The sequence below is a fragment of the Vibrio hippocampi genome, assembly GCF_921292975.1.
GTDB lineage: Bacteria > Pseudomonadota > Gammaproteobacteria > Enterobacterales > Vibrionaceae > Vibrio > Vibrio hippocampi.
In genome coordinates this window covers 39,962-52,450 of record NZ_CAKLCM010000002.1, presented here as the reverse complement: position 1 = coordinate 52,450, position 12,489 = coordinate 39,962, and the positions used below count along the sequence as shown (strand labels likewise).

The 12,489-nt window shown below is 45.1% G+C and carries 14 protein-coding genes; all 14 read right to left on the bottom strand.

What is annotated here, in order from left to right; all coding sequences use genetic code 11:
- Window positions 1–16: 16 nt before the first annotated feature.
- The gene (gene ispG / locus L9Q39_RS02730; RefSeq protein ID WP_237483591.1) at window positions 17–1,141 is read right to left on the bottom strand and encodes a flavodoxin-dependent (E)-4-hydroxy-3-methylbut-2-enyl-diphosphate synthase; all 1,125 of its coding nucleotides are present in this window, start codon (window positions 1,139–1,141) and stop codon (window positions 17–19) included.
- 8 nt (window positions 1,142–1,149) lie between these two features.
- On the bottom strand, window positions 1,150–2,127 hold the full coding sequence (gene rodZ / locus L9Q39_RS02725; RefSeq protein WP_237483590.1) for a cytoskeleton protein RodZ: 978 nt from the start codon (window positions 2,125–2,127) through the stop codon (window positions 1,150–1,152).
- A gap of 521 nt (window positions 2,128–2,648) precedes the next feature.
- Complete coding sequence (gene rlmN, locus L9Q39_RS02720) at window positions 2,649–3,791, bottom strand: dual-specificity RNA methyltransferase RlmN (protein WP_237483589.1); 1,143 nt, start codon at window positions 3,789–3,791, stop codon at window positions 2,649–2,651.
- A 230-nt stretch (window positions 3,792–4,021) separates the two neighbouring features.
- On the bottom strand, window positions 4,022–4,450 hold the full coding sequence (gene ndk, locus L9Q39_RS02715; RefSeq protein ID WP_237483588.1) for a nucleoside-diphosphate kinase: 429 nt from the start codon (window positions 4,448–4,450) through the stop codon (window positions 4,022–4,024).
- A gap of 23 nt (window positions 4,451–4,473) precedes the next feature.
- Complete coding sequence (gene pepB, locus L9Q39_RS02710) at window positions 4,474–5,775, bottom strand: aminopeptidase PepB (RefSeq protein WP_237483587.1); 1,302 nt, start codon at window positions 5,773–5,775, stop codon at window positions 4,474–4,476.
- A gap of 208 nt (window positions 5,776–5,983) precedes the next feature.
- On the bottom strand, window positions 5,984–6,184 hold the full coding sequence (gene iscX, locus L9Q39_RS02705) for a Fe-S cluster assembly protein IscX (RefSeq protein ID WP_237483586.1): 201 nt from the start codon (window positions 6,182–6,184) through the stop codon (window positions 5,984–5,986).
- Window positions 6,185–6,235: 51 nt separating this feature from the next.
- The gene (gene fdx, locus L9Q39_RS02700) at window positions 6,236–6,574 is read right to left on the bottom strand and encodes an ISC system 2Fe-2S type ferredoxin (protein ID WP_237483585.1); all 339 of its coding nucleotides are present in this window, start codon (window positions 6,572–6,574) and stop codon (window positions 6,236–6,238) included.
- Window positions 6,575–6,586: 12 nt separating this feature from the next.
- On the bottom strand, window positions 6,587–8,437 hold the full coding sequence (gene hscA / locus L9Q39_RS02695; protein WP_237483584.1) for a Fe-S protein assembly chaperone HscA: 1,851 nt from the start codon (window positions 8,435–8,437) through the stop codon (window positions 6,587–6,589).
- Between the two features lie 23 nt (window positions 8,438–8,460).
- Window positions 8,461–8,976 carry a co-chaperone HscB gene (hscB, locus tag L9Q39_RS02690; protein ID WP_237483583.1) on the bottom strand — a complete coding sequence of 172 codons (516 nt, stop codon included), beginning with the start codon at window positions 8,974–8,976 and terminating at the stop codon, window positions 8,461–8,463.
- Between the two features lie 52 nt (window positions 8,977–9,028).
- On the bottom strand, window positions 9,029–9,352 hold the full coding sequence (gene iscA, locus L9Q39_RS02685) for an iron-sulfur cluster assembly protein IscA (protein WP_237483582.1): 324 nt from the start codon (window positions 9,350–9,352) through the stop codon (window positions 9,029–9,031).
- Window positions 9,353–9,423: 71 nt separating this feature from the next.
- Complete coding sequence (gene iscU / locus L9Q39_RS02680) at window positions 9,424–9,804, bottom strand: Fe-S cluster assembly scaffold IscU (RefSeq protein ID WP_237483581.1); 381 nt, start codon at window positions 9,802–9,804, stop codon at window positions 9,424–9,426.
- Window positions 9,805–9,851: 47 nt separating this feature from the next.
- Window positions 9,852–11,066, bottom strand: coding sequence for an IscS subfamily cysteine desulfurase (locus tag L9Q39_RS02675; protein WP_237483580.1), 1,215 nt, complete (start codon window positions 11,064–11,066; stop codon window positions 9,852–9,854).
- Window positions 11,067–11,095: 29 nt separating this feature from the next.
- Window positions 11,096–11,602, bottom strand: a complete 507-nt coding sequence (iscR, locus tag L9Q39_RS02670) for a Fe-S cluster assembly transcriptional regulator IscR (RefSeq protein WP_237483579.1) — start codon at window positions 11,600–11,602, stop codon at window positions 11,096–11,098.
- A gap of 110 nt (window positions 11,603–11,712) precedes the next feature.
- The gene (gene trmJ, locus L9Q39_RS02665; protein WP_237483578.1) at window positions 11,713–12,444 is read right to left on the bottom strand and encodes a tRNA (cytosine(32)/uridine(32)-2'-O)-methyltransferase TrmJ; all 732 of its coding nucleotides are present in this window, start codon (window positions 12,442–12,444) and stop codon (window positions 11,713–11,715) included.
- Window positions 12,445–12,489 lie beyond the last annotated feature (45 nt).

The following is a 12,489-nucleotide window of genomic DNA, read 5'->3' as shown; positions in this document are numbered from 1 at the left end:
CGTTTTATCGTTGAGATTATTTGTCTTCGACTTGATTCACTTCAATGCGGTTATTTTCATCCATCATTGAAGCTTTTGCGCGAATTTTCGTTTCGAGTTGGTTGACGAGATCATCGTTATCAAATCGTTCTTTTTGACGAATGCCATCTTGGTAAAATGCACTTTTACGATTGCTGCCAGCCAAGCCAAGGTGGGACACTTCCGCTTCACCCGGACCATTCACCACACAGCCAATAATCGACACATCCATTGGGGTGATAATATCTTCTAGACGCTGCTCAAGCGCGTTCACGGTGCCAATGACATCAAACTCTTGACGAGAACAACTCGGACAAGCGATGAAGTTAATACCGCGCGAGCGAATACGAAGTGATTTTAGAATATCAAAACCGACTTTGATCTCTTCTACTGGATCAGCGGCCAAAGAAATACGCAATGTATCACCAATACCTTCCGCCAACAGCATCCCCAAACCAACCGAGGATTTTACTGCACCAGCTCTCGCCCCACCCGCCTCAGTAATTCCTAAGTGCAGGGGTTGATCAATTTTTTGTGCCAGTAAGCGATAAGAGTCAACGGCCAAGAACACATCGGATGCCTTAACACTGACCTTAAACTGATCAAAGTTGAGTCGGTCTAGAATATCAACATGACGCATGGCTGATTCAACCAAGGCTTCCGGCGTGGGTTCGCCGTACTTCATTTGGATATCTTTTTCCAATGAGCCGCCGTTAACACCAATACGGATAGGAATATTGTTATCTCGTGCACAATCCACAACTGCACGGATACGGTCTTCTTTACCGATATTACCTGGGTTGATACGCAAGCAATCCACACCGTATTCTGCAACTTTTAATGCAATACGGTAGTCAAAGTGGATGTCCGCGACCAGTGGGATCGCAACTTGCTGCTTGATTTGTCGGAAAGCTTCAGCCGCTTCCATCGTCGGAACAGAGACGCGAACGATATCTGCACCCACATTCTCAAGCGCTTTGATCTGAGCGACAGTCGCCGCCACATCTGTGGTGCGAGTGTTGGTCATGGACTGAACTGCGATAGGAGCGCCGTCGCCAATTGGCACATCGCCCACGTAAATCCTTGTCGATTTACGACGTTTAATAGGTGATTCCTGATGCATAGTAATATCTAAGGTAAAGTGAATCGTGCAACTTTACCCGAAGTATAACCAGAAAGGTCGACAGGTTCACTCGCAAATGTCATCGAAACCTGTTCTGGCGCACCTAAAATCACTTTAAATGGCGCTTTACCATTAATATCGACATTTTCACCGGTTTTTTTGATGCCAGTGACGACAGTTTTGCCATTCGCATCTTTAACTTGGATCCAACAGTCGCCAGTAAACGTCATGGTGATTTTTGTCATGCCTTCAGGCACTGGTGTTTCGTCAACCACTTCGGTAACGGCAACCGGCTCAGGTTGAATGTCTGCTGTCGTTGCCGCCTCTTCTGTGCCCTGCGGAACCTCAATTACTGACGGTGCTTGCGGAGCAGTTGCATCTTGCGTGGATAAAGCGGTAGGTTCTTGACCGGTTGGCGGTTGAGGCTGAGAAAGCGCATCGTTTGAACTTGGCTCGACTTGTAAAGTGTTCACTTGAACTGGATTTAACGGCTCAATGCTCGGCTCTGATGGAATGTCACTGTCAGGGTTAACCGCAATCTCGCTCAAGGTATCTTTTTGTTGATTTTGAAACCACCAAACCGATGAAATACCAATAATCACCACCAGAATGCCCCAAGTGAGTTTCATTATACGGCTATCGTGTTTCTCTTTGTTGGTCTTTTTAGAAAAGCTCTGCATCGGCTGCTCGTGAACTTGAGAGCTGGCTTCATCAGGTGAAATCGCACCTAATACCAGTGTCTCATCAACACCTACCGCCTTAGCATACGAGCGTAGATAGCCGCGCGTAAATGTCGCGACTTGTTCACCATCAAACTCGTCTTCTTCAATTTTTTGTATGATAGCGACACGCAAACGAAGTCGATCAGCAATTTGCTTCTGTGTCAGCCCTAAAGCTTCACGCTTCTGCTTGAGCAACACACCTGCTGGTACAAATTCAGTTTCACTATCATTGTTGTCGATTTGGGTATTTTGGTCAGTACTCATTATTGTTGTACTTCTTCTTGTTTGTACTTAATCAGATAGTCGCACTTTATTTATTTTTGTTAACGGCTTTTATCTAACGATAAGTTTAGGTAATACACATACACTTACTCTGACTACAGCATAGTAGTAAATGGCTTATCTCATAACCAACATTTACAGCAAAGTGTCCATTTTTATTAATTCGCTACCCTCAACCACGACCTTGTGATTGATACAAATTTTAGCTATTCATAATAATCGTTTTTGTCCCTGAGTGTAAAACGACTCGTACGCTAAATAGCGAATTTGACAGAAGTTTTGCTAAAAAGAGCACATTACACCGATAGTTTTCGCTCTTTGAATGAGTTAGATTGCAAAGCAAGCCGTTAGTTCATTAATTTACACAACAAATGTAACCAGAGTCATAGCGTTAACCATTGCTTTCGCTTCGGCGTTTTCTCAATAACCATTTTGGGTTAATAGAGACAAAATAGCCCTGAATGAATTCAGGGCTATTTAGAAAAAAAATATCAGATATAAGATTAAGAAACCGACTTCACTGGTATTTCTTCACCCTTTTCCTGAGCTAACTGTTGTTGAGCTAACTGCTTAGTGCGTTTGGTACGGTCGATAACATCACCAACTAGTTGACCACATGCCGCATCAATATCATCACCACGAGTCTTACGAACCGTCACCGTATAATCGTATTGCATCAATGTCTTCATAAAGCGATCAATACGTGAATTGCTCGGTTTTTTATAAGGCGAACCTGGGTACGGATTAAATGGAATCAGGTTGATTTTAGCTGGCGTATCTTTTAATAGCTCAGCCAATTCGCGTGCATGGTCCATGTCATCATTAACATGATCAAGCAAGACATACTCTACCGTTACCTTACCTCTGTTTGCATTTGACGAAGCAATATAGCGACGAACCGAAGCTAAGAATGCATCAATATCCCAGCGATCATTGATCGGCATGATTTCGCTACGCAATTTGTCATTGGGCGCATGCAGAGAAATCGCCAAGGCAACATCGATCTCGCCAGTCATTTGATCCAGCCCAGAAACAACACCAGAAGTGGAGACTGTGACACGACGTTTTGACAAACCAAAGCCAAGATCATCAAGCATAAGCTCAAGCGCTGGCATTAGGTTCTTCATGTTCAGTAGCGGCTCACCCATCCCCATCATAACAACGTTGGTGATTGGACGACGACCCTTATCTTTTTCTAAGCCGACCTCGCGCGCTGCACGCCAGACCTGACCAATGATTTCAGACACTTTTAAGTTGCGGTTAAAACCCTGCTGAGCCGTTGAGCAAAATTTACACTCCAATGCACAACCTACCTGAGAGGAAACACATAACGTTGCGCGGTCATCATCAGGAATATAAACCGTCTCTACATCTTGATCACCCACGCGCATCGCCCATTTGATGGTGCCATCGGAAGAGTGTTGCGCTTCAGAAACAGTAGGCGCTTTGATCTCAGCAACACGAATCAATTTCTCGCGCAGCTTTTTATTGAGGTTAGTCATCTGTTCGAAGTCATCACAACCGAAGTGATAGATCCACTTCATCACTTGATCAGCTCTAAAGGCTTTTTCACCTAGCTCTTCTTGGAAAAACTGTCGCAAGCCTTTGCGATCAAAATCGAGTAGATTAACTTTTTGTGTGGTCATGGTGCCTCGTAAACGACTCTAACTTGGATTAAGGGCGCGAATTGTACAGCCTTTAGGCTGATTCAACAAGCGCTACAAGTCCCTACAATCTTAAGGTATTCATTTTTAAGTGAACATTTTTTGTACAGGCTTTATACGTTTAAATTTTGCTTTATCGCTCACCCAAAAAACAAAAAGCCCGCAGCGACACTAAGCACGCTACGGGCTTTCAAGCTATAAAAAATCACCCATTAAGATCGCGGGCAAATCTCTTGAGTTGGGAAGAAAAATTCAATTTCTCTCGCCGCAGATTCTGGACTGTCTGAACCATGTACGGAGTTATGTCTCATACTCAGAGCATAATCCGCTCTGATACTGCCACATGCCGCTTCTTCTGGGTTCGTTTTCCCCATCAGTTCGCGGTAGCGTGCAATCGCATCTTCGCCTTCCAGTACCTGAACCATAATTGGACCTGATGTCATGAAATCACGCAGATCGTTAAAGAAGGGTTTACCTTCATGCTCAGCATAAAAGCCCTTGGCTTGCTCATCAGTTAAATGAACCATTTTCGCCGCGATAATGCTCAGACCCGCTTGCTCAATACGATGGTAAATTTCACCAATAAGGTTACGTTTTACCGCATCTGGTTTTACGATTGAAAAAGTTCTTTCTAGACCCATAGTTATTCCTTTCTATTGCTCTATTATTGACAGTTTTCTGCTTGTGACGTCAGTAGCTTAGCAAGGGTACGAAGTCCCATACCCGTTGCACCTGCCGCCCACTTTTCAGTCCCTGACTTACGGTAAGTACCTGCGCAGTCAAAGTGCAACCAACCTTTTTTGTAGTCAGTCACAAAGTAAGACAAGAATGCAGCGGCGGTACTTGCGCCCGGTGAATAGTCTCCCGTTGAGATATTAGAGAGGTCTGCAAAATTTGATGGCAACATTCCACGGTGGAAATCTGCCAATGGCAATGGCCATAGACCCTCTTTCTCTTGCTGAGCATTGGTCAGCACTTGATGTGTTAATTCATCATCAAATGACATAACGGCGTGATAATCGTTACCTAATGCATTTTTTGCGGCACCAGTGAGCGTGGCACAATCGATGATCAATTCTGGATTCTGTTCGCTGGCATAAATAAGACCATCGGCAAGAACAAGACGACCTTCAGCGTCGGTGTTCATGATCTCAACCGTCTTACCGTTTTTGTAAGTGATAATATCACCCAGCTTTAGCGCACGACCTGACACCATATTCTCAGCGCAGCAGAGAATAAGCTTAACGCGCTTGTTCAGACCACGAAGAATTGCCAATGCAAAACCACCTGTAATGGTTCCCGCACCGCCCATGTCCGCTTTCATCGCGGTCATAAAGTTGGACGGTTTTAGGCTATAACCACCGGAATCAAAAGTGATCCCTTTACCCACAAGACAAGCAAATACCGGCGCATCGGCATCACCCGTTGGGTTGTAGTCAAGTTGCAGCATCGCTGAAGTACGCTCAGAACCACGACCTACTGCGTAGATCCCTTCCCAACCTTCGGTTAGCAGATCTTTATCTTTAATAATCTTGTAGCTGACATGCTCAGGTGCCAAAGATTTGATAAATTCACCAGCCATCGTTGCAAGCTGACGAGGCGCCACTTCTTCCGCGCTCTTGTTGATGATGTCACGAGTCCAATCCGATGATTTGATGCGGGCATCAAGCTCTTTGCTGTCGGCTTCTGAGAGTTCTGGAAGTGTTAATGAGGTTGATTTTTTGGCATTGCGATAACCTTGATAGAATGCCCAAGCAGACTCAAGATCCCAATCTTTACCGGCAAGCTCAGCTTTACTGATACCTTGCGAGTCAAGTTTACGGGCAGCGCGCTGAATAGCACCTAAGTCATGCCCTTCACCTAAATGGATAGTCGCGCCTTGTTCTGAAAATGAAACGATCGCTTTTTCGCCCCATTGCGGAGCGGCACTTTCCTGACTAAGGAATACTGACATTATTTGGGACATACTGTCTCCTGCCTCTTCTGTTTTTATATCATCCTAAAGTTTGGAACGATGTTAGCATTATGTAGAGGTAATACCAATGTCCCCTAGGACGGAATTAATATCAATGTAACATAGAGGTACAAAAAAACGGACCGTAAGTCCGTTTTTGGGATTGTTGTCAGTAATTTATCTGTATGAGATCAGTCACTGACGCAAAAATGAGATCGCTTTAATCGTATTCATCCAACCAACATAAAATCACAGCTTCAAGAATCTTCTCATTAGAACGATTTGGATCGTCATCAAAGTCTTCCAGCTCGGTAATCCACTTATGGAGATCAGTAAAGCGAACTGTTTTTGGATCCATATCTGGAAACTGGTCACACAGTTCAATGGCAATATCGCGTGAATCGGTCCATTTTAAGCTCATATTCTCTCCCTATATCATCGTCTCATTGTTCACACAGCGTAGCTATCGTGACTAGTGGTCTTCAGATGCGTGATTTAGTGTATATTTTGGGATCTCGACCACGAGATCTTCATCCGTCACTTTTGCCTGACAACCGAGACGAGATTCAGGCTCAAGCCCCCATGCTTTATCTAGCATGTCATCTTCCAGTTCATCGCTCTCATCCAGAGAGTCAAAACCCTCCCGGACCACAATGTGGCATGTGGTACAAGCGCATGATTTTTCACAAGCATGTTCAATAGCGATGCCATTTTTAAGCGCTACATCCAATACGGTCTGACCCGCTTCCGCTTCAAGTACAGCACCTTCTGGGCAAAGTTCATCATGAGGCAATACAACAATTTTTGGCATGATTAGTGGTTCCTATAAATTATCGACTGATTGACCAGATAAGGCTTCACGAATGGATTTATCCATGCGTCGAGAAGCAAATTCTTGGCTCGCTTTATCAGTATCTTTTATCCCTTGTTCAATGGCAGCGGTATCGTCACCATTGCGTAATTCAATTAAGGATTCTATCGCTTGCAGCAACGACGCTTTTTCTTGTTCTTCAAGCAGTGCATCGCCATCGGCTTGCAGCGCAGCAATCAATCCTTCAATGACACGATCCGCTTCAACTCGCTGTTCAGCAAGTGCACGGGCATTCATGTCGTCTTGAGCATAAGTCATCGAGTCTTGTAGCATATCACTCACTTCATTGTCACTGAGTCCGTATGAAGGTTTGACTTGAATATCTGACTTAACTCCAGTGCTTTTTTCCATCGCAGTCACAGACAAAAGACCATCGGCATCAACCTGATAGGTAACGCGAACATGGGCTGCGCCTGCTGCCATCGGTGGAATGCCTTTTAACGAAAATCGAGCCAGTGAGCGACCGTGTTCAACCATCTCACGCTCACCTTGTACCACGTGTACTGACATCGCCGTCTGACCATCTTTAAAGGTAGTGAACTCTTGAGCTCGTGCGACTGGAATGGTGGTATTGCGAGGAATGATCTTTTCAACCAGTCCGCCCATGGTTTCAATACCCAGCGACAGCGGCAATACGTCAAGCAATACCATTTCTGACTCTGGCTTGTTGCCCACTAATACGTCGGCTTGGATTGCAGCGCCAATCGCCACCACTTCATCGGGATTGATACTGGTCAATGGTGTCTTACCAAAGAAGTCACCGACCATTTCTCTCACTAAGCGCGTACGAGTTGAACCGCCTACCATAACGACTTGCAACACGTCTTCCGAAGTCACTTCAGCATCTTTCAATGCGCGACGACAGGACATCAGCGTCTTTTTCACTAGCGGTTGGATCAGTTGATTACACTCATCTATCGTCAGTGTGCCCTGCCAGCCCAGTACATTCACCTCAGCCACTTCGCTGTTGCTCAAGTCGATTTTGGCTTGAGTCGCGGCATCCAACAGTTGGCGTTGTTGTTGCACAGTCAACGTTGATAGACCTACTTGCTGCTGCAGATGATCGGCAATCAGGTGGTCAAAGTCATCGCCACCTAGCGCAGAGTCTCCACCAGTCGCAAGCACTTCAAACACGCCACGAGACAGACGTAAGATAGAGATATCAAACGTGCCTCCACCAAGATCATAAACGGCAATAATGCCCTCTTGACCGCTGTCTAAACCATAAGCGATCGCAGCCGCTGTTGGTTCATTCAATAGACGTAGCACATGCAAACCGGCGAGATTAGCCGCATCTTTTGTGCCTTGACGCTGAGCATCATCAAAGTAAGCTGGCACGGTAATCACCACACCGGCTAACTCGCCACCCAGAGTACTTTCGGCTCTTGCGCCAAGTTTTTTGAGGATGTCGGCGGACACTTGAATGGGGTTCTTTGCCCCTTGGGGTGTCTGAATAATCGGCAGACCGTTATCGCTGGCGGTAAAATCGTAAGGCAGAGAAGGATAGCGTGCCTGCACATCTTCTAACGAACGACCTAGAAGACGCTTTACCGAAGCAATGGTGTTTTTGGGATCTTGCGCCGCATTGTTGCGAGCCTGCAAACCTACCGATATGTCGTCTGCTGAATAGTGCACGACAGAAGGTAGGATCTTAGACCCATCCGTTGCAGCAAGAGGCGCTGCTTCGCCGCTTCTGACACTCGCCACTAACGAGTTTGTAGTGCCAAGGTCAATACCTGCGGCAAGTTTATGTTCATGGGGCGCAGAGCTTTGTCCTGGCTCTGCAATCTGAAGTAATGCCATTCAATTATCCTTGAGTACTTCGATCAACCAAGCAAACTTTCTTCTAATCGTTCTATTTCGCTTTGTAGCTTGGCAATAAATTTCAATTTTCGCACACCATCTGCGGCCACTGGCCATTCGCTTGCAGTCAAATGCTGCTCTAACTCAGACAGTTGCTGTTGATACATTTTGCTAACCTTGGTATCAAAGTCAAATAGCTGTTCATCAGCTGTATCCGAATCAGCAATATCTTCCAGTTCTTCGCGTAATTCCATTTGCTCCATCAGAAACATAGGATCCTGCAAGGTTTGCTGCTCTGCTCTAATATCAACACCGTGCTGCGCAAGCAGATATTCAGCGCGAGAAATCGGACGCTTCAATACATCATAAGCATCATTAATCTGCGCTGCTTTTTGTACTGCGAGTAAACGGTCTCGTTCTGAGTGTGTGGCAAAGTTATCGGGATGAAAACGCTTTTGCAGTTCGAGAAACTGAGAAGAAAGAAGGCTACCGTCAACTTGAAACTGAACCGGTAGCCCAAAGAGTTCAAAATGATTCATGGTATAGACTCACTGAAAAAGAGCTTGGTTAAATAACCAAGCTCCATTAACACTAAACGTTGAAGCTTTCGCCGCAACCACATTCACCTTTGGCATTTGGGTTATTAAACTCAAAGCCCTCATTCAAGCCTTCTTTGACATAGTCCAACTCGGTACCGTCCAAATAGACTAGGCTCTTGGGATCGATAATGACCTTGACACCCGCATGCTCAAAGACTTGATCACCCTCATCGAGATCATCAACGAACTCAAGTACGTAAGCCATACCGGAACAGCCAGTGGTTTTCACGCCTAGGCGGAGTCCAATACCTTTGCCGCGATTATCAAGAAACGCTTTTACTCGGCTTGCTGCTGCTTCTGTCATTGATATGGCCATACTACAACCTTAATTACTTCGTTAACTCTTATGTGAATGAACTATGTGAATGAATGTGTTTATCTAAAAGATTAATCGTGCTTTTTCTTGTAATCCGCAACCGCTGCTTTAATGGCATCTTCGGCAAGGATTGAACAGTGAACTTTCACTGGCGGCAACTCAAGCTCTTCGGCAATCTCTGCATTTTTGATTGCTGCAGCTTCATCAATAGATTTACCTTTTACCCACTCAGTAACCAATGAGCTAGAGGCAATAGCAGAACCACAGCCGTAGGTTTTGAACTTCGCATCTTCGATAATACCTTCTGGCGTTACCTTGATTTGCAGTTTCATTACGTCACCACAAGCAGGTGCGCCTACCATACCACTACCCACATTTGGGTCATTTTTATCGAATGAACCCACGTTTCTTGGGTTCTCGTAGTGGTCAATTACTTTTTCACTATACGCCATAATAAATTCCTCGAATCCTCTACATCCGTGAGACTACAACAGCCTGATTAGTGGTGTGCCCACTCAACCGTGCTTAAGTCAATCCCTTCTTTATACATATCCCATAGAGGAGACATGTCACGTAATTTGTTCACTGCTGTTGTGATTTGCTCAATCGCATAATCAATGTCTTCTTCGGTAGTAAAACGACCGAAAGAGAAACGCACTGAGCTGTGTGCAAGCTCGTCGTCTAGACCTAAAGCACGAAGCACATAAGAAGGTTCTAGACTCGCTGATGTACATGCCGAACCTGATGATACCGCAAGATCTTTAAGGGACATCAGTAGCGACTCACCCTCAACAAAAGCAAAGCTGATGTTTAGGTTGTGTGGTACACGCTGCTCAAAATCACCGTTCACTGTGACGGCTTCAAGACCTTTAACGCCGTTAAATAGGCGATCACGCAACGACTTAGCATGCTCGTAGTCTTTTTGCATATCTTGTTTAGCAATCGCAAATGCTTCACCCATACCGACAATTTGGTGAGTCGGCAATGTACCTGACCGGAAACCGCGCTCATGACCGCCACCATGCATCTGTGCTTCAAGACGAATACGTGGTTTACGACGCACGTAAAGTGCACCAATGCCTTTAGGACCATAAGCTTTGTGAGCTGAAAGTGAAATCAGGTCAACTTTCATTTCTTGTACATCGATTGGCAATTTACCCGCCGATTGAGCCGCGTCCACATGGAATACAATTTTCTTGCTACGGCATAACTCGCCGATTGCCGTAATATCTTGAACCACGCCAATTTCATTGTTGACATGCATAATAGACACTAACACCGTATCTTCACGCATCGCCGCTTCTAACTTGGTCAGATCGATCAGACCATTCGGTTCTGGCTGAAGATATGTAACCTCAAAACCTTCACGCTCTAGTTGACGGCATGGATCAAGCACCGCTTTGTGTTCTGTTTTGCAAGTGATGATGTGCTTGCCTTTCTTGCTGTAGAAATGCGCCGCACCTTTAATCGCTAGGTTATCCGACTCGGTAGCACCCGAAGTGAATACGATTTCACGCGGGTCAGCGTTTAATAGATCAGCAATTTGCTCACGAGCGTTATCGACTGCTTCTTCTGCTTGCCAACCAAAACGGTGCGAGCGTGACGCTGGGTTACCAAAGGTACCATCCATTGTCATAAATTGGACCATTTTGTCCGCAACGCGAGGGTCAACAGGACAAGTGGCAGAATAATCTAAATAAATCGGCAGTTTCATTCTTTACTCCAATGTAAAAGCAGCACTACTTAAGAGCGTACATTGATACCCAAAGGGTTCGTACTGGTACTTTTTCTTGCAAATCCGTGATTTACCGCAAGATCGATATCTTGTCGGCCTGAAATTTCTAATACTTCGTTATCAACCATTAACTCACCGAGAGTAATGTTGTTTAAAAAGTCGCTGATACGAGAGCTTAAATCTCTCCATAATGTATGCGTCAGACAGCGAGTTCCGCCTTGGCAATCGCCCTTGCCTGAGCATTTCGTGGCATCCACTGACTCATCTACAGCTGCAATCACAGTGCCAATCGAGATGTCTGTTGCCTCTGCACCCAAACGATAGCCTCCACCTGGACCACGTACACTAGCCACCAGACCTGCTTTACGCAACTTAGAAAACAGCTGTTCTAAGTAAGACAATGAGATACCTTGTCTTTCCGAAATATCCGCAAGCGGCACTGGGTTTTGCTGTGAGTGCAGTGCGACATCGAGCATCGCTGTTACTGCATATCTTCCTTTAGATGTTAGTCTCATATCACGCTTTCCACATTATCGATGTGGTTGAATCTTTTCATACCTGACTATTTTAATCAAGTATTTATTTGACTAATTTACTCAGGTATTTAACCCAATAGAAAAAGTGGTTATTTTTTATTCGTTATTTGCTTTTCTACTGCGGTCAACACACCACGTAAAATATTGATTTCTTGAGACTCTGGTCTGGAACGACTGAATAATCTACGCAGCTTATTCATCACCAAACCCGGCTTATCTTGTGAAATAAACTGGGTACGATGTAACACTTTTTCAAGATGTTGATAGAATAATTCCAACTCTTTATGCCTTGGATACTCTTGTTGAGCTGCCTCAGCAAACTGCTGTTGTTGCAAATCTAAGTGCGCTACGCGTACTTCGTAGCTCAAGGTCTGCACTGCCATTGCCAGATTTAAAGAGCTGTATTCTGGATTCGCTGGAATGCAGGTATGGAAATGACACAGCTGTAACTCTTCGTTGGTTAAGCCGGTACGTTCGCGCCCAAATACCAAAGCGACAGGATGATTCATCCCTTCTTTAGCAAACTGTACGCCACACTCTCTTGGAGAGATCATCGGCCAATTTAAAGTTCGGCTTCTTGCACTTGAGCCCACCACAAGACCACAGTCAGCAACTGCCTCTTGTAAGGTGGCGACTTTTGTCGCACCGAGCGCGATATCACTGGCACCTGCCGCTAAAGCAACTGCTTGTGAATCCACTTCACATTGAGGATCAACTAAGACCATTTGACTCAAGCCCATCACTTTCATTGCGCGAGCTGCCGAGCCAATATTGCCGGAGTGAGAAGTACCTACTAAGATAATTTTTACGTTGTCTAACATGTGCAAATTGCGTTGGGGTTACAGAACCGAAGAATAATATCATAA

Bases quoted from the DNA above. Each gene is read 5' to 3' on its own strand.
- rlmN (WP_237483589.1), bottom strand. From the start codon at position 3,791: ATGACCACACAAAAAGTTAATCTACTCGATTTTGATCGCAAAGGCTTG.
- iscA (WP_237483582.1), bottom strand. From the start codon at position 9,352: ATGGCCATATCAATGACAGAAGCAGCAGCAAGCCGAGTAAAAGCGTTT.
- iscU (WP_237483581.1), bottom strand. From the start codon at position 9,804: ATGGCGTATAGTGAAAAAGTAATTGACCACTACGAGAACCCAAGAAAC.
- trmJ (WP_237483578.1), bottom strand. From the start codon at position 12,444: ATGTTAGACAACGTAAAAATTATCTTAGTAGGTACTTCTCACTCCGGC.
- rodZ (WP_237483590.1), bottom strand. From the start codon at position 2,127: ATGAGTACTGACCAAAATACCCAAATCGACAACAATGATAGTGAAACT.
- ndk (WP_237483588.1), bottom strand. From the start codon at position 4,450: ATGGGTCTAGAAAGAACTTTTTCAATCGTAAAACCAGATGCGGTAAAA.
- fdx (WP_237483585.1), bottom strand. From the start codon at position 6,574: ATGCCAAAAATTGTTGTATTGCCTCATGATGAACTTTGCCCAGAAGGT.
- hscA (WP_237483584.1), bottom strand. From the start codon at position 8,437: ATGGCATTACTTCAGATTGCAGAGCCAGGACAAAGCTCTGCGCCCCAT.
- hscB (WP_237483583.1), bottom strand. From the start codon at position 8,976: ATGAATCATTTTGAACTCTTTGGGCTACCGGTTCAGTTTCAAGTTGAC.
- pepB (WP_237483587.1), bottom strand. From the start codon at position 5,775: ATGTCCCAAATAATGTCAGTATTCCTTAGTCAGGAAAGTGCCGCTCCG.
- iscX (WP_237483586.1), bottom strand. From the start codon at position 6,184: ATGAGCTTAAAATGGACCGATTCACGCGATATTGCCATTGAACTGTGT.
- iscR (WP_237483579.1), bottom strand. From the start codon at position 11,602: ATGAGACTAACATCTAAAGGAAGATATGCAGTAACAGCGATGCTCGAT.
- L9Q39_RS02675 (WP_237483580.1), bottom strand. From the start codon at position 11,066: ATGAAACTGCCGATTTATTTAGATTATTCTGCCACTTGTCCTGTTGAC.
- ispG (WP_237483591.1), bottom strand. From the start codon at position 1,141: ATGCATCAGGAATCACCTATTAAACGTCGTAAATCGACAAGGATTTAC.